This is a genomic window from Streptomyces colwelliae, assembly GCF_048158785.1.
Classification (GTDB): Bacteria; Actinomycetota; Actinomycetes; order Streptomycetales; family Streptomycetaceae; genus Streptomyces.
This window is the reverse complement of record NZ_JBLTJC010000092.1, coordinates 12,716-32,743: the sequence shown is the minus strand read 5'-3', so window position 1 is coordinate 32,743 and position 20,028 is coordinate 12,716. Positions and strand designations below refer to the sequence as shown.

General features: G+C 71.1%; 20 protein-coding genes. 5 read left to right on the top strand and 15 right to left on the bottom strand.

Going from position 1 to position 20,028, the window contains the following annotated elements:
• Positions 1–810: ROK family transcriptional regulator (locus tag ACNFOC_RS20680; protein WP_416960568.1), on the bottom strand; the 810-nt coding region annotated here is incomplete at its 3' end.
• A 158-nt stretch (positions 811–968) separates the two neighbouring features.
• Between ACNFOC_RS20680 and ACNFOC_RS20675 the strand changes: the two genes are divergently transcribed.
• Positions 969–2,189, top strand: a complete 1,221-nt coding sequence (locus ACNFOC_RS20675) for an MFS transporter (RefSeq protein ID WP_416960567.1) — start codon at positions 969–971, stop codon at positions 2,187–2,189.
• Here the strand turns inward: ACNFOC_RS20675 and ACNFOC_RS20670 are convergent.
• The 3 genes from ACNFOC_RS20670 to ACNFOC_RS20660 all read right to left on the bottom strand — a co-directional run bounded on the left by ACNFOC_RS20670 (position 2,149) and on the right by ACNFOC_RS20660 (position 5,255).
• A complete protein-coding gene (locus tag ACNFOC_RS20670; RefSeq protein WP_416960566.1) occupies positions 2,149–2,607 on the bottom strand; it encodes an acyl-CoA thioesterase in 459 nt (152 codons plus the stop codon). The genes ACNFOC_RS20675 and ACNFOC_RS20670 overlap by 41 nt on opposite strands.
• A 119-nt stretch (positions 2,608–2,726) precedes the next feature.
• The gene (locus ACNFOC_RS20665) at positions 2,727–3,992 is read right to left on the bottom strand and encodes an alginate lyase family protein (protein ID WP_416960565.1); all 1,266 of its coding nucleotides are present in this window, start codon (positions 3,990–3,992) and stop codon (positions 2,727–2,729) included.
• A gap of 147 nt (positions 3,993–4,139) precedes the next feature.
• Positions 4,140–5,255, bottom strand: coding sequence for a glycoside hydrolase family 6 protein (locus ACNFOC_RS20660; protein WP_416960570.1), 1,116 nt, complete (start codon positions 5,253–5,255; stop codon positions 4,140–4,142).
• A gap of 140 nt (positions 5,256–5,395) precedes the next feature.
• Between ACNFOC_RS20660 and ACNFOC_RS20655 the strand changes: the two genes are divergently transcribed.
• Entirely contained in the window at positions 5,396–6,082 is a 687-nt protein-coding gene (locus tag ACNFOC_RS20655) for a DUF5995 family protein (RefSeq protein WP_416960564.1), read from the top strand.
• Positions 6,083–6,162: 80 nt separating this feature from the next.
• Positions 6,163–7,092 carry an LLM class F420-dependent oxidoreductase gene (locus ACNFOC_RS20650; RefSeq protein ID WP_416960563.1) on the top strand — a complete coding sequence of 310 codons (930 nt, stop codon included), beginning with the start codon at positions 6,163–6,165 and terminating at the stop codon, positions 7,090–7,092.
• Between the two features lie 40 nt (positions 7,093–7,132).
• On the opposite strand, the gene ACNFOC_RS20645 is transcribed toward ACNFOC_RS20650, so the two are convergent.
• The 7 genes from ACNFOC_RS20645 to ACNFOC_RS20615 form a co-directional block, all read right to left on the bottom strand.
• Positions 7,133–8,845 carry a flavin monoamine oxidase family protein gene (locus ACNFOC_RS20645; protein WP_416960562.1) on the bottom strand — a complete coding sequence of 571 codons (1,713 nt, stop codon included), beginning with the start codon at positions 8,843–8,845 and terminating at the stop codon, positions 7,133–7,135.
• 59 nt (positions 8,846–8,904) lie between these two features.
• On the bottom strand, positions 8,905–9,693 hold the full coding sequence (locus ACNFOC_RS20640) for a carbon-nitrogen hydrolase family protein (RefSeq protein ID WP_416960561.1): 789 nt from the start codon (positions 9,691–9,693) through the stop codon (positions 8,905–8,907).
• 162 nt (positions 9,694–9,855) lie between these two features.
• Complete coding sequence (locus ACNFOC_RS20635) at positions 9,856–11,334, bottom strand: HAD-IA family hydrolase (RefSeq protein ID WP_416960560.1); 1,479 nt, start codon at positions 11,332–11,334, stop codon at positions 9,856–9,858.
• 44 nt (positions 11,335–11,378) lie between these two features.
• On the bottom strand, positions 11,379–12,458 hold the full coding sequence (locus ACNFOC_RS20630; RefSeq protein WP_416960559.1) for an ABC transporter ATP-binding protein: 1,080 nt from the start codon (positions 12,456–12,458) through the stop codon (positions 11,379–11,381).
• Positions 12,459–12,461: 3 nt separating this feature from the next.
• Complete coding sequence (locus ACNFOC_RS20625; RefSeq protein WP_416960558.1) at positions 12,462–13,280, bottom strand: ABC transporter permease; 819 nt, start codon at positions 13,278–13,280, stop codon at positions 12,462–12,464.
• Positions 13,265–14,164, bottom strand: coding sequence for an ABC transporter permease (locus ACNFOC_RS20620; RefSeq protein WP_416960557.1), 900 nt, complete (start codon positions 14,162–14,164; stop codon positions 13,265–13,267). Before ACNFOC_RS20620 ends, ACNFOC_RS20625 begins: the two co-directional genes overlap by 16 nt.
• Positions 14,161–15,318, bottom strand: a complete 1,158-nt coding sequence (locus ACNFOC_RS20615; RefSeq protein WP_416960556.1) for an ABC transporter substrate-binding protein — start codon at positions 15,316–15,318, stop codon at positions 14,161–14,163. Before ACNFOC_RS20615 ends, ACNFOC_RS20620 begins: the two co-directional genes overlap by 4 nt.
• A gap of 212 nt (positions 15,319–15,530) precedes the next feature.
• Here ACNFOC_RS20615 and ACNFOC_RS20610 point away from each other — a divergent pair, with 212 nt between their 5' ends.
• Positions 15,531–16,271 (top strand): GntR family transcriptional regulator, encoded by a 741-nt coding sequence (locus ACNFOC_RS20610; RefSeq protein ID WP_416960555.1) that lies wholly within the window; start codon positions 15,531–15,533, stop codon positions 16,269–16,271.
• A 66-nt stretch (positions 16,272–16,337) separates the two neighbouring features.
• Positions 16,338–16,781: a hypothetical protein gene (locus tag ACNFOC_RS20605; RefSeq protein WP_416960554.1), complete on the top strand. Its 444-nt coding sequence runs from the start codon at positions 16,338–16,340 to the stop codon at positions 16,779–16,781.
• 10 nt (positions 16,782–16,791) lie between these two features.
• Here ACNFOC_RS20605 and ACNFOC_RS20600 read toward each other — a convergent pair whose 3' ends face one another.
• The 4 genes from ACNFOC_RS20600 to ACNFOC_RS20585 all read right to left on the bottom strand — a co-directional run bounded on the left by ACNFOC_RS20600 (position 16,792) and on the right by ACNFOC_RS20585 (position 19,914).
• Positions 16,792–17,244 (bottom strand): Lrp/AsnC family transcriptional regulator, encoded by a 453-nt coding sequence (locus ACNFOC_RS20600; RefSeq protein WP_019059706.1) that lies wholly within the window; start codon positions 17,242–17,244, stop codon positions 16,792–16,794.
• 10 nt (positions 17,245–17,254) lie between these two features.
• Complete coding sequence (locus tag ACNFOC_RS20595; RefSeq protein WP_416960553.1) at positions 17,255–18,730, bottom strand: amino acid permease; 1,476 nt, start codon at positions 18,728–18,730, stop codon at positions 17,255–17,257.
• A gap of 248 nt (positions 18,731–18,978) precedes the next feature.
• Positions 18,979–19,374 carry a hypothetical protein gene (locus tag ACNFOC_RS20590; RefSeq protein ID WP_416960552.1) on the bottom strand — a complete coding sequence of 132 codons (396 nt, stop codon included), beginning with the start codon at positions 19,372–19,374 and terminating at the stop codon, positions 18,979–18,981.
• 15 nt (positions 19,375–19,389) lie between these two features.
• Positions 19,390–19,914, bottom strand: coding sequence for a GNAT family N-acetyltransferase (locus ACNFOC_RS20585; RefSeq protein WP_416960551.1), 525 nt, complete (start codon positions 19,912–19,914; stop codon positions 19,390–19,392).
• Positions 19,915–20,028 lie beyond the last annotated feature (114 nt).

Sequence of the window (20,028 nt, the reverse complement as noted above, 5' to 3'; positions counted from 1 at the left end):
ATACAGCCCCACAGTCGCGCTTTGGGCTTGACGCCGATCTTCTTGGCCAGCGCTCCGCACCGGCGGCCAGCGACCGCTGCAACTCGGTGATCTTCGCCCGCACGCGTCGATGCCCGTGCCGCGGCGCAACGCCCCGTCCAGGACCACCGCCGCGCCGATGCCCATGCCCAGCCAGAGCAGTACGAACGTGTCGCGGTCGTGGGCCGCGCCGGCGCGCTGCTCGGCCAGGGCCGCGAGGTTGGTCTCGTTCTCGACGACGATGCGGGTGTCGGGGAGGCGTTCGTGGAGGGCGGCGACCAGGCGGCGGTGCCAGGCGGGCAGGCCGGTGGTGTCGCGGAGTTCGCCGGTGGTGGGGTCGATGAGGCCGGGGGCGCCGACGCACACGGTGTGGAGGTGCTCGGCGCCCGCCTCCTTGGCCGCCCGTTCGACCAGCGCCACGGCCTGTTCGACCGCCGGGCCCGTGCCCGAGTCGTCGTCGATCGGTGCCGACGCCTCCGCGAGCACCCGGCCGACCAGGTCGCAGACGAGCACGGAGACGCCCTCCAGGCGGACGTCCAGCGCGGCCAGGTAGGCGCGGTCGGCGACGATGCCGTACAACCGGGCGTTCGGGCCGCGCCGTTGCTCCCCGGATTCGCCGACCATCTCGATCAGCCCGGAGGCTGTGAGGCGTTCGACGAGGTCGGCGACGGTCGGCCGGGAGAGTCCGGTGAGCTGCTTCAACTGCCCTGCCGTCAGCGGGCCTTCCTGCTTCAGCAGTCGCAGGGCGAGCCGGTCGTTGATGGCCCGGGCGGTGCTCGGGGATGCGGGCATGCCGGGAATCCTCCCAGATCGAGGGGGTGCGACGGGCGGCCGGTAATTCGCTATCTATCAGGCAGGGTTCCTGATAGTTTACCCGGCGCGAGCGGGACGAGAACACGCGAGCAGGGATTTCGACGGCGGCGGGGACGCGAACAGCAGGAGGGCCGACAATGAGCGAAGTGGTCGAAGTGGTCTACGACCGACACGAGGTGAAGCGCTCCCGGTACGCCGTGGCGGCCGTCTTCGCCGTGCACGGCGCGGTCACCGGCTCGTTCGCGACCCGGGTGCCGTGGATCCAGGATCACGCGCATGTCGCCGCCGGCTGGCTCGGATTCGCCCTCGCCTTCGGGGCGTTCGGCGCCTCCTGCTCGATGCCGCTGGCCGGCTGGATCACCCACCGCTTCGGCAGCCGCACGGCGCTGCGCGGGCTGATCGCCCTGTGGACGATGTCCCTGGTCCTGCCGTCCCTCGCGCCGAACCTGATCACCCTGTGCCTGGCGATGTTCACGTACGGCGCGAGCGCGGGCATGGCCGACGTCGCCATGAACGCGCTCGGCGTCGAGATCGAGCGCCTCCTCGACAGGTCGATCATGTCGAGCCTGCACGGCATGTGGAGCGCGGGCGCGCTGATCGGCTCGGCCGGCGGCACCCTCGCCGCGCACCTGGGCTCGGACGCGCGCGTGCACCATCTCATCGCGGCCGTGGTCCTGACCGTGCTCGGCGTGACCGCCTGCCACTGGGTGCTCGACATCCGCCCGGGCGTGGAGGAGGAAGCACCGCCCCGGTTCACGCTGCCGCCCAAGTCCGCGCTGCTCATCGGTGCGGTGGGCTTCTGCGCGGTGTTCGCGGAGGGGGCGAGCCTGGACTGGTCGGCGGTGTTCCTGAAGGACCAGTTGGATACGTCGGCCGGGCTCGCGGCGGCCTCGACGACCGGCTTCATGCTGACGATGGCGGTGGCCCGGCTGGTGGGCGACGCGGTCGTGAACCGGTTCGGTTCGGTGCGCACGGTCCGCGCGGGCGGTGCCCTCTCCGTGTGCGGCGGGCTGCTGATCGTCCTCGCGGAGAACCCGGCGCTGACGATGGGCGGCTTCGCGCTGCTCGGTCTCGGCATCGCCGTGGTCGTCCCGCTGTGCTTCGCGGCGGCGGGCCGCAGCGGCCCCAACCCGAGCCAGGCCATCGCGGGCGTCGCGACGATCACCTACACCTCGGGGCTGGTCGCGCCGAGCCTGATCGGCGGGGTGGCGCAGGCGACGAGCCTGGTCGTGTCGTTCTGCCTGGTCACGGTGTTGGCAGGCGGGCTCGTGGTCTTCGCGGGCGTACTGCGCGCCGGGGACCGGGACCGCCCGAAGGTCAGCCGGCCGAGCGCAGCAGTGTCCGGCCCACGGCCCTGAACGCCTCGCTCCAGGGCGCGGGGCGCAACGTCCCCGCGTCCAGCCGGACGAGGACCCGGGTACCGGTGGCATACGTCGTCGATCCCTCCGCCGAGCAGAACCGGAAGCCGTACGTCAGGCCGGTGGTCCCGAGCCGGTCGAGCCAGAGGTGTACGGCGTACGCACCCGGCCTGGTGACCGGCGCCTCGTAGCTGATCAGCAGTTCCTTCACCACGTTGCAGGCGTCTCCGGCGCTCGCCCAGTCGCCGTCGAAGCGGACCCCGTGCCCCTGCCACAGCTCGGTCCACGCCCGCTCGACGAGGAGGGGGTAGCGGGCGTTGTGCAGCATGCCGAGCGCGTCGAGGTCGTCGAAGTGCACGGTGACCGGTATGAGCCGGCCGTGGGACACGGTGGTGGCGGGCGGGCTTTCGACGGTCACGGCGGGGCTCCCGAGCGGTGCTGGTGGGGCGGTGGAGGCTGTGGGGACGCCCCATTCTAAGCAACCGCTCAGGAACCCCTGTCGAGAAGGCCCTGCTCAGGCCCGTCATCGGTGCCGGGTTATCCGGCGATCGAGTCCAGCTGCTCGGCCGCCGGACGCAGCGCCCACAGATCACCGCCGGGCGGCGCCTCCAGCTTCGGTACGGCAGCCTTCGCCTTCGCGTCCCCCGCGTCGGCCGCCGCGTGGACGACGTCGCTCGCCGCGTACCGGTAGAACTCCAGCTCCGGATGCGACCACGCGGCGGCCCCGGTCGCGGCCGGCAGCAGATAGTCCACCGCCTTCAACAGGCCCTGCCCGTCCGGGCCTTGGTAGGTCCACAGGTTCACGCCGACATGCCGGCCGATGGCGGCGAGCCGGGTGTAGGCGACCAGGTCGAAGGTCGAGTAGTGCCAACTCCGTGTCCGCGCAAGCTCCTGCGGCTGGCTGCCGTCTCCCGCGATCTGCGGGTCGATGCGCTTGGCGCGCGCGTCCAGCACCGTCCGGCGGGCCAGTGCCTCGTCGCCGGTCGCGTAGGCGAGGGCGGCCAACTCCATGTCGTAGAAGGTGCCGTGGTTGTTGGCGGCGGCGCCCTCCTCCTTGCCGAAGGCGCTGTTCTTCAGCCAGCCGAGGAAGTCGGAGTTCCAACTGGCCATCGCTGTACGGTCGTTCCTCGTCCAGCCGGGGGCGCCGGTGCCGAGGATCGCGATGGCGTCGACGACGCTGGTGTACGACTGGGAGAAGTCGATGATGCCGATGGCGCGGCCGTCGTACTTGCACGGGATGAACTGGGCGTGGTTCAGGTTGGGGTTCATCCTCGTGGCCGGGTCGAGGAACCAGGTGCGCAGGACCTGGTCGGCCTTGTGTGCGTAGCGCTTGTCGCCGGTGTAGTACCAGGCGAGCGCGAGGTCGTACGTCGAGTCGAAGACCTTCTCCACGTCCTGGCGGTCGGTTCCCGTGTCGACCTCGGGGTTGCGCTGGCCGTCGCGCTGGACGTACGGGCAGCCCCAGGGGTTGTCGGCGGTAGGGGTGGTCGTGGGCCACCAGTAGGGCGCTTGGCTCAGATAGTCGTGAACGTTCCCGCCGGGGGCGGGCTTCGGCTTGTCCACGACCGTCCAGGGGCCCTGGTGCAGCCAGTTGTCGGCGCGGGTCGTCAACTGCTTGAGCGCACTCCGGAGTTGGGGGTCGCCGCGGTCCAGGCGGAGCTTGGTCTGCTGGAGGCGGGTGCCGTCGAGGACGGCGGTCCTGGGGGTGGCCGGCGCCGAGTGCGCGGCGGCCGAGGGGACGCACACGGCTGTCAGCGTGGCCACGGCCGCGAGAAGGACGCCGAGGCGGGGTCTGGCACTCATACACCAACTCCAATCATGTATATGAACAAAGTTCATGAATGGAACCGTGCGAGCGTAAGACTCCCCAACGGGCGTGACAATGGTCCGGACCGGAATTCACATACAGGGACCGCGACTTCGACCCGCCTCAACGACGGTCGGCGCCGGTCAGCGCGCCAGGTCGTAGGCGTACGACGCCGTGAACGTGCCGGCCGTGCCCTTGCAACCGTCCGACTCCCCCGGCAACTTGACCCACAGATAGCCGTCGATCCGCGCCTCCCCGGTGTCCAGGGTCGGTGCCCGGCCGATCTTCCGGCCCGCCGGGTCGCACCACTGGCCGTCGGCCGGGGCGCCGTTGCCGTTGCGGCTGGTGTCGATGACGGCACCGAGGCCCGCGGGGCCGCCGAGGGCGTCGAGGACCTGCCGGTCGTAGGCGATCTCGGCCGAAGTGGCGTGGAAGTTCGAGACGTTGCTGAAGATCCCGTCGGAGGAGTCGGCGGAGGCCGCGCCCGCCTGCTTGAGCAGGGCCGCCTGTTGTGCGGCCGGGTTCCAGTCGGAGTGGCCCGCGTCGTAGTACACGCGGGCCTTCGGGTCGGCGGCCTTCAGGACGCGGCCCGCGCGGGCCAACGCCTCGAAGCGGTCGGCGCGTTGGGCGTCGGAGAGGCAGTCGGCCTGGGCTATGGAGTCGGGTTCCAGGACGATGACGACCTCCCTGGAGCCCAGCCCCGCCGCGAAGTTGTCGATCCACCCGTCGTACGCGTCGAAGTCCGACGCCCCGCCGTCCGAGGCCCCACCGCAGTCCCGGTCCGGGATCGCGTACGGCACGACGACCGGCACCCGGCCCTGCACGGCGGCGCCCGAAGTGACCGTGCGGACGCGGGAGGTGATCGTCGACGGCGTGAAGTCGGCGAACCACACCGCCGCCGGCTGGGCGGCGATCCGGGACTCTATGACCTCGGCACGGGAGTCGTCGGGGTGATCGCGCACCCAGTCGAGGACCTGGGACTCGGGGTGGCGGTAGAGGAGAGGGGACACGGCGACCGGCTGCTTCTTCCTGGCCTTCGTGGTCTTCGCGGGAGACGGCGCGGCGGTCTTCGCCGGTTGGGCCGAGGCACTCGCCTTTGCGGAGGCGGCTGTTGACGGTACGTCAGGCAGCGGCACCAGCAGCGTCGCCCCGGTGGCGTCCGGCCGCGCCGCGTTCGCACCGCGCTCGTCGTCGAGCGCTTTGATCATCCCGGTGACCGTGCCGACCGCGACCACGACCGACACGGCCACCACCAGCACGCTCCGCCGGGCGGCCCGCTTCTGCCGCCGGCCACGCGAACCCGACACGCTGCCCCCTCGCGCCGAACCCGTTCCCCCGTTCTGGGGAAGTGTCGGGCCCGGCGGCACCTCGGCCAGCCTAGGGCTGGGACGCTGCCCCCATGGGGCAATTGGCACACTTCACCACACCCGTGGACAAGGTCGTCTCCCGGCTGCGCGCGCTCAACGAGGAACTGCCGGCCCGGGACGGGGTCGCGGTCTTCAACCGCGTCTACCTCGCCGTCACCGAGGCGGTCGACCGGAGCGTCGACGCCGGACGGTTCGCCGACGCGCGGGCCGCGATCACGCTGGACGTACGGTTCGCGGAGCGGTACCTGGCGGCCGTGGACACGGCGGCGAACGGGCGCCGCCCGCCCGCCTGTTGGCGACCGCTGTTCCAGCTCCGCCGCCATCCGGGTGTACGTCCACTGCAGTTCGCCCTCTCGGGCATCAACGCGCACATCGGGCACGATCTCGCGCTCGCCGTCGTGGACGCCTGTCGTACGCTCGACTGCGAACCGGCCGAGCTGGAGGACGAGTTCGACCGCGTGGGCGATCTCCTCGTGTCGCTGGAGGAGCGCATCCGCGACGAGCTGATGCCGGGGCCCGACCTGTTCCAGATCGCCGATCCGCTCACGCATCTGCTCGGCTCGTGGAGTCTGGAGCGCGCCCGGGAGGCGACCTGGACGGCGGCGCGAGCGCTGTGGGCGCTGCGCGGACTGCCCGATGTGGCCGAGGAGTTCACCGAACGGCTGGACGCGGCGGTGGGGCTCGCGGGCCGCATGATGCTCACCCCGCTGCCCGACTGATCGGGTCAACTCCCGTACGCCAGTTGTACGTTCGGTGGCAGGACGGACCACTGCGAACCTCGGGCGAAGGAGCACAGAGCATGACGACCTCTCTCGGACTCGGCCTCCCCCAGCTGCGCTGGTACGACCTCGGCAGGGACGTGCCCGAAGTGGCCCGCGCCGCCGAGCGGATCGGCTACGAGAGTCTGTGGGTGTCCGAGCGCGCCCTGTTCCCCGAACCCGCCGCCCAGGGCCTGTACGGCATGGAGGGCGTGCCCTGGCCCGATCACTACCGGAGCATGGCCGAACCGATGGTCACGCTCGCACTCGCCGCCACCGCGACCGAGCGGGCCCGCCTCGGCACCAGCGTGCTGGTGGCACCCCTGCACGTGCCGTTCCAACTGGCCAAGCAGCTGGCCACGTTGGACGCGGCGAGCGGCGGCCGGGTGGTCGCGGGCCTCGGCACGGGCTGGTCCTATGAGGAGTACGCGGCCTCGTCGGTACGGCCGTTCGAGGAGCGCGGCCGGGTCCTGGACGAGGTGATCGAGGTGTGCCGGGCCGTGTGGGGCCCCGACCCGGTGTCGTACGACGGCTCGTTGACGCGGATCCCGTCGGCGGTGGTCGGTCCCAAGCCCGTGCGACCCATCCCGATCCTCCTCCCGGCGACCAGCGGGAAGGCCCGGCGCCGGCTGGTCGACCACGCCGACGGGTGGATACCGGTCGGCGTGGGCGCCGAGGCGGTCGCCGCGCAGTGGCGCGCGCTGCGGGACGTGGCCGCCGAACGCGGCCGCACGGAACCGATCCCGAGCGTGCTGCGCGCCAACGCGCGCTACAGCGCCAAGCCCTACGACGGCCCCGACCGGCCCCCCTTCCACGGCAGCGTCGACCAGATCGTCGAGGACCTCACCGCACATGCCGCGATCGGCCTGGACGAGATCCTCGTCGACCTACAGACCCGCACCCGGGACGCCCAGGAACTCAAGGACGTCGCCGCCGAGGTGTACGAGAAGGCGCGGGCGGCCGGGGTCTGAAGAACTCCGGCCGGCTCACCTCCGGCCGACCGAACTCCCCTCAGTCCTCCGGCAGTTCGACCGGCGCGATCGCGTCGTAGACGTCCCCCGGCCCCGGGTTCGTCGGGTCGGTCGTGCCGCCCAGTTGGTGCATGACGCCCCAGACCGCGTTCAGCGCGGTCTGGACGGCGCCCTCGGCCCAGCCGGCGGTCCAGGAGATGTCGTCGCCGGCGAGGAAGACGCCCCGCTTGTCCGCGGGCAGCCGGTCCTGCATGAAGTGGGTGAACAGGCGCCGCTGGTAGCGGTAGTGGCCGGGCAGGTTGGCCTTGAACGCGCCCATGAAGTAGGGCTCGTTCTCCCAGGAGACGGTCACCGGGTTGCCGATGACGTGCTTCCTGATGTCGACCTTCGGGTAGATCTCGCCGAGCGACTTCAGCATGACCTCCATCCGCTCGTTCGCGGACAGCGGCAGCCACTTGAGGCTGTCGTCGCACCAGGTGTACGAGAGGCAGATGACGGCGGGCTTGTCGGGGCCGTCGTCGAGTAGGTAAGTGCCGCGCGTCATACGGTCGGTGAGGGTCATCGACATGACGTCCCGACCGGTCGGATTTCCCCTGTCGTCGACGGCCTTGTCCAGCCAGAACGGCCGGTCGACGGGCACGAAGAGCTTGCTGGACTCCATGTAGTGGGTGCGCTCGATCGCCGTCCAGTGGTCGATCGGGAAGAGCGAGTCGTCGCAGGCGATCTTCGAGAGCAGCATCCAGGACTGGGCGGTGAAGATCGCCGCCTGGTAGGTGCGGATGTCGCCGTTCGCGTCCGTCACCGTGATCCCGTTGCCGGCCGTCCGGTGCAGGCGGGTCACGGCGGGGCGGGGTTCGCCGCCCACGTGCAGGGAGGCCAGCGAGGTGCCGTAGGGCCAGTGGACGATCTTCTGCGGCTCGCGGTCCCAGAGGCGGAGCGGGAGTTGCTGGGAGCCGCCGACGATGCCGCGGTGGTGGTCGTCGGCCTCGGTGTAGACGACGCGCAGGATCTCGAGGATCGAGTTCGGGAAGTCGGTGTCCCAGCCGCCGGTGCCGAAGCCGACCTGGCCGAAGATCTCGCGGTGCCGGAAGGACTTGAAGGACTCGGAGTCGCAGAGGAAGCCGTAGAAGGTCTGGTTGTCGAGTTTCCCGACGAGCCTCGACCAGATCTCGCGGATGCGCGGGACGTCGCGTTCGCGCATGGCGCGGTTCATGTCGGAGAAGTCGGCGCCCTCTTCGAGGCAGGCGCTCCAGGCGTGCATCACGTCGCGGTAGACCTGCGGGAGGTCGCCGACGGTGGTCGCGTAGTGCGACTCGCCCTTGAGGTCGACGACGGTCGAAGGGGTCGCCTCGGCAAGGGGGTTGGGGAACGGCCGGGTCTCAAGGCCCACCAGGTCGATGTAGTGCTGGAGGGCGGTGGAGGAGGGCGGGAAGCGCATCGCGCCCATCTCGGCGGTGAGGGAGGGGTCGCACCCGTCGAAGCCGACGGTCCGCAACCGCCCCCCGATCTGGTCGGCCTCGTAGACGACGGGCTTGAGGCCCATCTTCATCAGCTCGTAGGCGGCCACGATGCCGGACAACCCGCCGCCGATCACCGCGACTTCGGTGCCGTGCTCGGTCGCGGGTATCTGGCCGAGGCCCGCCGGGTGGGCGAGGAAGTCGTCGTACGCGTACGGGAAGTCCGGCCCGAACATGGTGATCGGCGGCTGCCGCTCGTCGGCGTGCTGGACGGCGTTGGGCACCGTGGACGTCATGGGGTACGGACTCCTAGCGGAACAAGAAACAAGAACAAGTACGGGAACAGCAGGGGGATTCAGGCCAGGGATCCGTAGAGGCCGGGGCGACGGTCCGTCAGATACGGGTTCGCCGCGCGGGAGTCGGCGAGCAGCTCGGGGTCCAGGTCCGTGAGGAGGAGTTCCTCGCCGCGGCCGGCGCGGGTGCGGGCGACTCCGTCGGGTCCGGCGAGCGTGGAGAGGCCGTAGAAGTCGAACTCCCCTTCCTGGCCGATCCGGTTGATGTACGCCACGTACATCTGGTTCTCCCAGGCCCGCACCGGGACCAGGGCCTCGGCGACGAACTGGAACGGGTGCATGTTCGCCGTCGGGACGAGGAGCAGGTCGGTGCCGGCGAGGGCGTGGGCGCGGACGGGTTCCGGGAACTCGACGTCGTAGCAGATCATCAGGCCGACGGTCAGGCCGTTCAACTCGGCCTGGACGACCGGCTGTTCGCCCGGTGTGAAGTGGGCGCGCTCGAAGTCGCCGAAGAGGTGGGTCTTGCGGTAGTTGGCGAGGCGGGTGCCGTCGGCGGAGATCAGCTGGGCCGAGTTGTAGACGGTGTCTCCGTCGCGCTCCGGGTAGCCGTAGGCGATCGCGAGTCCGTGGCGGCCGGCGATCTCGGCGATCGTGTCGGCGGAGTCGCCGTCTGCGGGCTCGGCGAGGCGGCCGATGTCGTCGCCGATCGCGTATCCGGTGAGGAACATCTCCGGCGCGGCGAGCAGCCCGGCACCGCCGGCCGCGGCCCGGCCCGCGGCCTCGTCGAGGACCTTGAGGTTCTCGACGACGGAGCCGGGGCGGCCGGAGCTCTGGAGGAGGGCGGTGCGCATGCGTGTTCCTCACCGGTACGAAAAGGTTGAAGAGCCACCTATCGGGGCCCACCTAGACGGTACGGCTGAGGGACCGGGCCGGACAAGAAGGAGCCGTTGCGCGCCGGTAAGCGGTTTGTTGCGTGCGGGAGGGGTGCGGCGGCGATTCGTTGCGCCCCTGTCTCAGGACGCGCGGGGCACGGCGAAGACCGTGAGGACGGCCGCGTGGTCCGAGGGCCAGCAGTTCGCGGACACGTCAGGCCAGGGGCTCGGGGTGCCGACGACGAAGGTGCGGGAGTCGAGCACGGTCAGGCCCCGGTGCAGGACGTAGTCGATGCGGTCCTGCGGCTCGGGGCGCCCGCTGCCGTCCTCGTGGACGGGGTGGATCGGCGACCAGGTGTGGCCGGGGTCGGCGGCCGGGTCCGGGTGGGCCTCCCGGTAGCTGTCGCGCAGGCCCGCGTCCGCCGCCGCCTTGGTCACCGGCCATTCGACGTCCGGCCGGTCGAGGTGCGAGGGGCTGTTGAAATCACCGACCAGGACGACGGGGACGGTGTCCTCGGCCACCTCCGCGATCCGGCTCAGGGTGTCCCGCATCTGGGCGAGCCGTACCTCCTCGTGCGCGATCAGCTCGGCGGCCGGGATCCCGTCGAAGGCGGACTCGTAGGGGCCGTAGGGCGTGTAGTCGAGGTGGCAGGTCCACAGGTCGATCTCACGGCCCTCGGATACGGCGATCCGCACCCCGGCCGCTCCGTAGAAGCCGACGTCCGGGTCTCCGAAGCGGGCCGTGATCGGGTGGCGGCTGATGACGCCGAGGTTCTCGCCGGCCCGGTGGTGGTGCCAGCCGAGCGCCTCGGCCAGCTCCCCGGCCGCCGTGCCGCCGGTCTCCTGGAGGCCGACCACATCGGCGCCGGTCTCCGTGATGGCCTTGAGCTGCTTGGTCCTGTGATCGTCGACCTCGCTGCCGCCGAGCCAGAGATTCCAGGTCAACACGCGTAGCTCGTACGGCGTTCCGTGCGTCACCATCGCGCGCAGGTCCGCCGGGGTGACCCCGACGAGACTCTCCCGTACGGTCCGGCCGGGCGCCGCGTCGATCGGTGCCAGCGACGGTACGGCGAGCACCGCGCAGCCGGCCGCCTCGGCGGAGCTGACGCCGGTCTGGGTGTCCTCGACGGCCACGCAGGCCGCCGGGTCGACGCCGAGGGCGCGGCAGGCGGCGAGGTAGGGGTCGGGGGCGGGCTTGGTGGGCCCGGTGTCGTCGGCGGTGACGGAGACCGCGAAGCGGCTGGCGCCGAGGGCGTCGAGGACGGTGTCGGCGACCGCGCGGGGGGACGCGGTGACCAGGGCCGTGGGGACGCCGTCGCGGGCGAGGGCGTCGAGGAGGTCGAGCGCGCCGGGGCGGGGCACGATGCCGGTGCGGACGCGGGCGGCGAACTCCCGGTGCAGTGCGGCCGCGAGGTCCGCCGCCGACGCGCCCGTGGCCCGGGCGAGCCAGTCGGCGGTGTGCTCGACCGGGCGGCCGAGCACCTCCGGCTGGTCCGCGTCCGTCAGGGTCCTGCCCGCGACCTGCTCCACCGCATCCCACCACAGCCGCTCGGTGTCGACGAGCGTTCCGTCCATGTCGAACAGGACGGCCTGGAGCGGGAGTTGGGCGTGGGGGGTCACGTTTCTCTCTTTCACTGCGGGTTCACTACGGGGGCCGGTGGGCCCTACGGGTTGACGCGTTCTGCCACGAGGACCGGCCGCTCCGGCAGCGACACGCGTACGGCGACGCCGGCGCCCAGTCCCGCGGCCTCGTGCGCGGGCAGGTCGGCCTTGACCTCGGTGGAGTCGGCGAGCTGCACGGTGAGGCGGACGACCGAGCCGAGGAAGGCGGTGGCGACGACACGCGCGTCACCGGCGGCGTCGGCGTGCACATGGATCGCCTCGGGCCGTACGAGCACGTCGACTTCGGGTCCTGCCGGTGCCTCGCCGTCGACGGGCAGCCGCTGGCCGAGCACTTCGACGACCCCGTCCGAGAGCTGTCCCGGGAGGCGGCTCATCGTGCCGACGAACTCGGCGACGAACGCGGTCGCGGGCCGGCCGTACAACTCGGCGGGTGCGGCGCACTGTTCGAGCTTTCCGGCACGCATCACGGCGACCCGGTCGGCTATGGACAGCGCCTCTTCCTGATCGTGTGTCACGAAGAGGGTGGTGATGCCGAGTTCCTGCTGGAGGCGGCGGATCTCCTCGCGCAGGGACAGCCGCACCTTGGCGTCGAGCGCCGAGAGCGGTTCGTCGAGGAGCAGGACGCGCGGCTGGAGGGCGAGCGCGCGGGCCAGGGCGACGCGCTGCTGCTGGCCGCCGGAGAGCTGGTGCGGGAAGCTCTCGCCCTTGTCGCCGAGCCCGACAAGGTGGAGCAACTCGTTGGCGCGGAACCGCCGTTCGGCCTTGTTCACCTTGCGCATGCGCAGGCCGAAGGCGACGTTGTCGAGGGCGTTGAGATGCGGGAAGAGGCTGTACGACTGGAAGACCATCCCGGCGTCGCGGCGGTGCGCTGGCACGTCGGTGACGTCCTTGCCGTCCACCAACACCTCGCCGGAGGTGGGGTGTTCGAAGCCGGCGAGCATGCGCAGCGCGGTGGTCTTGCCGCAGCCGGAGGGGCCGAGCAGGGCCAGGAACTCACCGGGCCGGACGGTGAGGTCGAGTCCGTCGAGGGCGACCGTGGGGCCGAACTCCCGGCGCAGGCCCCGGAATTCGACGGTGGCGGCGTTCTCCGTGGCGGTCTTCTCAAGCGTGGTGGCGGTCATGGTTCATCCCCGGGACGAAGCGGCTTTGTCACGTCCGCCGACACCGGCGAGCGTGAGGAGGAGTGCCCAGGTGACGACCAGGCTGAGCACGGAGACGGCGACGGAGAGCTGGGCGTTGGACCCGCCGACGCTGTAGATCCACACGGCGAAGGGCTGGAAGCCGAGCAGCTGGGCCACGGTGAACTCGCCGAGCACCAGCGCCAGGGTGAGGAAGGACGCGTTGAGCAACGCCCCGCGCAGATTGGGCAGTACGGTCCGCACCAGCGCCTGCGGCCAGTTCGCGCCGCAGCTGCGGGCGGCCTCGACGAGGGTCTTCACGTCGATGGCACGCAGCCCGGAGTCCAGCGCCCGGTACACGAACGGCAGCGCCATCACGACATAGGCGAGGACCAGGATGAACGGGAAGCTCGGGTTCTGGATGGCGACGAAGGTCTGGAACAGCGGGGTGCGGGACAGGTAGTCGGGGCCCCACTTGAGGACGGTGCCGATACCGGCGACGAACGCGATCGGCGGCACCACCAGCGGCAGCGAGCAGATCACCTCGACGACGGGCCGCAGGCGGGGCGCGCCAAGTCGTAGCGCGACCATGGCCGGAACCATCAGCAGCAGGACGATGGCGATGGTGGCGGCGGCGAGTTCCAGCGAGAGCACCAGGCTGGAGGTGAAGCCGTCGGCGGAGACGATCTGGGTGTAGGCGTCGAAGGTGACGCCCTCGCCGGGCACGTCGACCGTGAAGACCACGGACGCGGCGAGCGGCACCAGGAAGTACAGGGCGGCGAGGCCGAGGACGACCCACCGCCAGAGGTTCAGGCGTCCAGCCATCGCGCGCTCCGTCGTTGCAGGGGCAGGTACACGGCCATGACCAGACCCGCGACCAGGACCATGTCGAGGCTGAGGGCGAGGGCCACGTTCTCCTGGCCGACCAGCACGTTGCCGGAGATGGCGTCGGCGATCTGGAGGGTGACCAGCGGGATCGAACTGCCCACCATGGCCGCGGCGGTGGCGTACGCGGCGAAGGCGCTGCCGAAGAGGAGGACGAACCCGCCGAGCAGCGAGGGCAGCAGCACGGGCAGGGCGACGTGGCGCCAGTACTGCACGCCGGTGGCGCCGTTGTTCTGGGCGGCCTCGCGCCACTGGGTGCGCAGGCCCTCCAGGGCGGGGGTGATGGTGAGGACCATCAGCGGGATGAGGAAGTACAGGTAGACGAGGACCAGGCCCGAGAAGCTGTAGAGGTCCCAGCCCTTGTCCTTGAGGCCCAGGTGGGTCGTCAGCACACCGGCGTTGCCGAGGGTGGCGACGAACGCGAAGGCCAGCGGGACACCGCCGAAGTTGGCGAGGACGCCGGACGCGGTGAGCACGGCCTGGCGCAGCGCGCGGAAGCGGGAGGTGACGACGACCTGCGCGAGCGGCAGCCCGAGCAGGGTGCCGAGGGCGGCCGAGAGGGCGGACAGCTTGACGCTGCCGACCAGCGCGGTGAAGTAGGCGCCCTGGAGCGAGTCGGTGAGGTTGGCGGTGCTGTACGAAGTGGCGCCCGTCGTCTGGTTCTTGACGGTGAAGGCGCCGTTCAGCATCGCGATGGCGGGCACCCCGAAGGCGACCGCGACGAAGGCGAGCAGCGGGACCACGGCGATCCAGCTGGGGACGCGGCGCCGCCGCTTCGAAGAAGCGGCGGCGACCACATCGGCCTGCGTGAGCGTGGCCGTCATCCGGAGACGGCCTTCGCCCAGCCGGACGCGATGACCGTCTTGGCCTTGCTCTGCTGGGCCTCGGTCGGGAAGGCCGGCGTGCCGGAGACCTGCGGGAGCTTGGCGGCGGCGGTCTTGTCGAGCGTGCCGGCCGCCTCCATGGAGGTCATCAGCGCCGGGCGCGCGTACCCCTTGAGCCACAGGTTCTGGCCCTCGGCGCTGTACAGGTACTCCTGCCACAGGCGGGCGGCCGCCGGGTGCGGGGCGTCCTTGTTGATGGCCTGCGAGTAGTACTGGGCGTACTGGCCGTCGCTCGGGATGGAGACCTTCCAGTCGACGCCCTTGGACTTGAACTCGTCGGCGTAACCGGCGTTCAGGTAGTCCCAGTCGATGGAGATGGGCGTCTCGCCCTTCTCGACGGTGGCCGGGGTCGACTCGACGGGCGTGTAGTTGCCGTTCTTCTTCAGCTTCGCGAAGAAGTCCAGGCCGGGCTGGATGTCGTCGAAGGAGCCCTTGTTGGCGAGCGCCGCCGCGTACACGCCACCGAAGGCCGAACCCGACTTGGTGGGGTTGCCGTTGAGGGCGACCTGGCCCTTGTACTGCGGCTTCAGCAGGTCCGCGAAGGTGGTCGGACAGGTCTTCACGCGCTTGGCGTCGCAGCCGATGGAGATGTAGCCGCCGTAGTCGTTGAACCACTGCCCCTTCGGGTCCTTCTGACCCGCGGGGATCTGGTCGAAGGAGGCGACCTTGTACGGCGCGAGCAGGCCCTGCTGGGCGGCGCTCAGCGCGAAGGAGGAACCGAGGTCGAGGACGTCGGGCGCACGGTCCTGGCCCTTGCGGGAGGTCACGGCGTTGATCTCGTCCTGGCTGGAGCCGTCCGGGTTCTCGTCCGTGATCTTGATGCCGTACTTCTTGGTGAAGCCGTCGATGAGGGCGCCGTAGTTGGCCCAGTCGCGGGGCAGCGCGATGGCGTGCAGCGTGCCCTCCTTCTTGGCCGCCTTCACCAGGGCGTCCATGCCGCCGAAGTCGGCGACGGAGGTGGCGGTGGCGGCGTTCTTGCCGTCGGCGGTGGTCGACGAGTTGGTGGGAGCGGCGCCACAGGCGCTGAGGGCAAGCGCGGCGACGACGGCGAGGGATCCACCCAGGACGGCGTTTCTCGGCGGGGACACGGTCACGGTCTCTCCAGGGGTGCGCACGACGGTTTGAGCAGAGCGGAGAACTTGTCTGAACAAGTTGGCCTCAGTACGCCCGCCGATGGTGTCTTGTTCGTAAACATTGGCGAAACCGTGACCCCTTATTCACTGCACACTCCTGGCTGACACGGATCACCAAGGGAACTCGACTACGCTGCTCACGCTGTGCACAGTGGTCAACTCGGAGGGGAAGCATGACGGCGCGACACGAGGTGATCGCCGACGAGCTGCGCAAGGCCATCGACCGCGAGGAGTACACAGTCGGCAGCCTGCTGCCCGCGGAGACGGACCTCGCGGCGCAGTACGGCGTCTCGCGCGGCACGGTCCGCCAGGCCGTCGCGGCCCTCACCGCCGAGGGGCTGATCGGCTCCCGCCAAGGGGCCCGCCGAGTCGTCCTGGCCAGCCGCCGCAGCCAGAGCTTCGCGGAACTGCGCAGCTTCGCCGAGTGGGCCCGCGCGATGGACCGCGAGGCGACCGGACACGTGGTCTCACAGGAGTACCGCCCGGCCACGGCCGAGGACGCCGTACGCCTCCAACTCACCGAGAGAACCCCGGTGTTGCACGTCCTGCGGGTCCGCGGCCTGGACGGCGAGCCGGTCCTCCTGGAGCGGACGGTGTACGCCGACTGGATCTCCCCCGCCGTCGAGGCGATCGAGCCGGGGTGCCCGTCGGTGACCCAACGCCTGTACGACGACACGGGGTTGGTCTTCGCCTACGGCGAGCACGTCATCGACGCGGTCGCCGCGGGCGCGCAGGACGCGGAGTTGCTGGGCATCCGCCGCACGAGCCCGCTGCTGCGGGTCCGCCGGGTCACAACGACCCGTGAGGGACGCCCGGTTGAGTGGTCGGACGACCGCTACCGCTCGGACGCGGTGAGCTTCAGCGTGCACAACTCGATAGGGAACAACGCGTTGGCGCGGAAGACGGCGGAGTGAGAACCTCCGGCCGCGGCGTGGGACAGTCGTAGTGAGGGGGACGGGTCCGACGTCATGGAGGTCCGGATGGAGATCACCGCGTTGCCCTATGTCGACGAACTGACCGCGGTCGTGGCCGCGGAGCCCGACGCCGTGTGGCGCGGCCTGAGCCGGGTGATGGGCCGCTCCTCCGCGCGTGCGACCCGGTACGCGCATCTGGTCCGCGCCGCCGACCGCGAGGACTCCGGGCCCCGGCCCCTCGCCGAGGGTTCGGCGTTCGCCGGTTTCCACGTGACCTCGGCGGTCCCGGGGCGCGAGCTGGTCCTCGAAGGCAGCCACCGCTTCTCGTCGTACGCCCTGGTCTTCCACGTCGAGCGGACCGGCCCGGGGCGCTCGCTGCTGCGGGCCGAGACCCGGGCCGCCTTCCCCGGCCTGGCCGGGGGCCTCTACCGGCGGCTCGTCATCTCCAGCGGCGGGCACGTGATCGCCGTACGCCGACTGCTGTCCGCGGTCCGCCGCCGGGCCGAGTAGCCCCCGCGGCTCAGGTCGGCGAGCCGGACGAGAAGCGTCGCAGCAGCGGCGACAGCACCAGCACCGACTTCGTCCGTTCCACGAACGGCTCCCCCGCGATCCGCTCAAGGACCCGCTCGAAGTGGCGCATGTCGGCGGCGAAGACCTGGACGACCGCGTCCGCGTCGCCGGTGACGGTGGACGCGGCCACGACCTCCTGGTAGCGCTCCAGGCCCCGCCGGATGGTGTCCGGGGAGGTGTTGTGCCGGCAGTAGATCTCGACGAACCCCTCGGTCTCCCAGCCGAGCGCCGACGGGTCCACCCGTACGGTGAAGCCGGTGATGGCGCCGGTGGCCCGCAGCCGGTCCACGCGCCGCTTCACGGCGGGCGCGGACAGGCCGACGAGCTGCCCGATGTCCGCGAAGGAGCGGCGGGCGTCCTCGGCGAGGGCGTGCACGATGCGTTCGTCGAGTTCGTTCAGCACGGTGGATCGATCACTTCTCGGGTGGTGCGGTGGGTGCCAGTCGGGAGCGGCGGTGGCCGTATACGAAGTAGAACACGAGCCCGACGGCCATCCAGATTCCGAAGACCACCCAGGTGACGGCCGAGAGGCTGCCCATCATCCACACGCACAGTCCGAAGCCCACGGCGGGCAGGACCGGGGACAGCGGGACGCGGAAGGTGCGGGACATGTCGGGGCGGGTCCGGCGCAGCACCACGACGGCGATGTTGACCAGCGCGAAGGCGAACAGCGTGCCGATGCTGGTCGCGTCCGCGAGCTGCCCGAGCGGGATGGCCGCCGCGAGGACCCCGCAGAACAGGGACACGATGACGGTGTTGGCGCGGGGCGCCCCGGTCTTCGGGTGGACCTTGCCGAACACCTTGGGCACGAGCCCGTCCCGGGACATCGCGAAGAGGATGCGGGTCTGGCCGTAGAGCACGGTCAGGACGACGCTCGCGATGGCGATCACCGCGCAGCCGGCGAGGAGGGTGCCCCAGAAGGACTGGCCGGTGACGTCGCGCATGATCTGGGCGAGGGCGGCCTCGGAGTCGTTGAAGCGGCGCCAGGGCTTCGCGCCGACCGCCACGGCCGCGACGACGACGTACAGCGCCGTCACGATGACCAGGGACAGCATGATCGCGCGGGGCAGGTCGCGCTGGGCGTTCTTCGCCTCCTCGCCGGCCGTGGAGGCGGCGTCGAAGCCGATGTACGAGAAGAAGAGCGTCGCTCCGGCCGCGCTCACGCCGGCCATACCGAGCGGCATGAAGTGGTCGTAGTTGCCGGACCGGAAGCCCTGTACGCCGATCGCGCAGAACAGCACCAGCGCGGCGATCTTCACACACACCATGACCGTGTTGGCGCGCGCGGACTCCTTGGCGCCGCCGAGCAGGAACGCCATCGCGAGGAGTACGACGATCAGCGCCGGGAGGTTGAAGATGCCGCCGTCGCCGGGCGGGGCGGACAGGGCGTCCGGGATGGTGACGCCGATCGTGCCGTCGAGCAGTTCGTTGAGGTACTCGCCCCAGCCGACGGCGACGGCGGCGACCGAGACGCCGTACTCCAGGACCAGGCACCAGCCGCAGATCCAGGCGATCAGCTCGCCCAGCGTGGCGTAGGCGTACGAGTACGAGGAACCGGCGACCGGGATGGTGCCCGCGAGTTCGGCGTAGGAGAGGGCCGAGAAGAGGGCGGTGAGGCCGGCGATCACGAAGGAGAGGGTGACGGCGGGGCCGGCCTTGGGGACGGCTTCGCCGAGGACGACGAAGATGCCGGTGCCGAGGGTGGCGCCGATGCTGATCATCGTCAGCTGCCAGAGCCCGAGGGAGCGGCGGAGCGAACCGCCCTCGCCCCGGCCGCCCTCGGCGACCAGGAGTTCCACGGGCTTGCGGCGCATCAGACGCGCGCCGAGTCCTGGGGACGGCTCGGCGGTCTGGCTGGAGTGGTGCGGGGGTGCGCCTTGGTCGAGCACGCGGGGGCTCCTTGTCGCTGCCGGTCACGGCGGCAGGGACCGGCAGCACGGAAGGGCCGCCGAGCGGAGGTCCTGCCGCGCGCTGGGTACAGCGCTCGACCCTATGAGCCCAGGCGTCCTGGTCGTAATGCGGCAACCTTGCGCGTCTTCGCAAGATCGTTGCGTTCGCGGGACGCGGGTGTTGATTCGTTGCGCGGTGGGTGCCGGGCGTTGCGCGACGCCTGACACGGCCCTCGCCGGTGTCCGGTTCAGCCCTCGTCCGGCTCCCCCGCGAGGGCCCGTGCCGCGGCCAGGTCGTCCTCGTCGAAACCGATCCGCCCGGGCTGCCCGAACACCTCCGCCTGTGCGTCGATCCAGCGCGTGTGCGCCTCCCACGCGGCCTGCTTGCTCATGCCGAGCGCGGCCCCGATCTGCGTCCAGGAGGCACCGGCCTCGCGGGCCGCGCGGACGGTGAGCTGACGGCCGTAGGCGGCCTTGCGGGCGACGACCTCGCTCAGGGCGAGCAACTCCAGCGTCTCGGTGCGGTCGAGTGCCTCGGCGTCGCTGCCGAAGCCGGCGAGGGACTCGCGGGTGCGGAGGTGGTCGAGGCGGGCGACTGCGGTGAGGAGGGTGTGCTCGGGTTCGATGCTCTGCGGTGTCGTCATGGCTTCAGCGTTGCGTCAGGGCTGCTTGACGTCAAGGGTGCTTGACGGAAGTTCCTTGGTGAGGAAGGTGCAGGGGTCGGCGCACTCGTGGGTGACCCCGTCGTGGCCCTCGTACGACCAGCGGTCCACGTAGTCCGTCAGGCGCCGGTAGCCGAGCCGTGCGTAGAGGTCGGCGGCCTTCGGGTTGTCGGCCGCGACACCCAGGCCGAGGACCGTACGGCCGTGCTCCCGGGCCAGTTCCTCGGCGCGCCGGATCAGCGCGCCCCCGATGCCGCGCGAGCGCAGCTGCGGGGGCCAGACGGCGAGGCCGTTGAGCTCCGGGCAGCCGGGCAGGGCGGCCCGCACCTCCGGGGCCGCGCAGCCGTCCCAGATCACCTCGGCGTGCCCTACGGGCCGGTCGTCGATCCAGGCGACGAGATAGGTGCCCCCGCCCGCCCCCTGCCGTGCGAACCGCCGGGCATGGATCGAGACGGACCCCGGCGAGCCGATGTACTGGTCGAGCAGCGCCACGTCGGCGGCCCGGCACACAGCGATCTCCATGTGCCCGACGGTAGCCGCCGGAGCACGCCGACGGCCCCCGAATATCCCGGGGGTCGGGACAACAGGGGCCGCGGGAAAGGGAGTTGGCCGACTCCAGTCCATGTGCAACGGCTT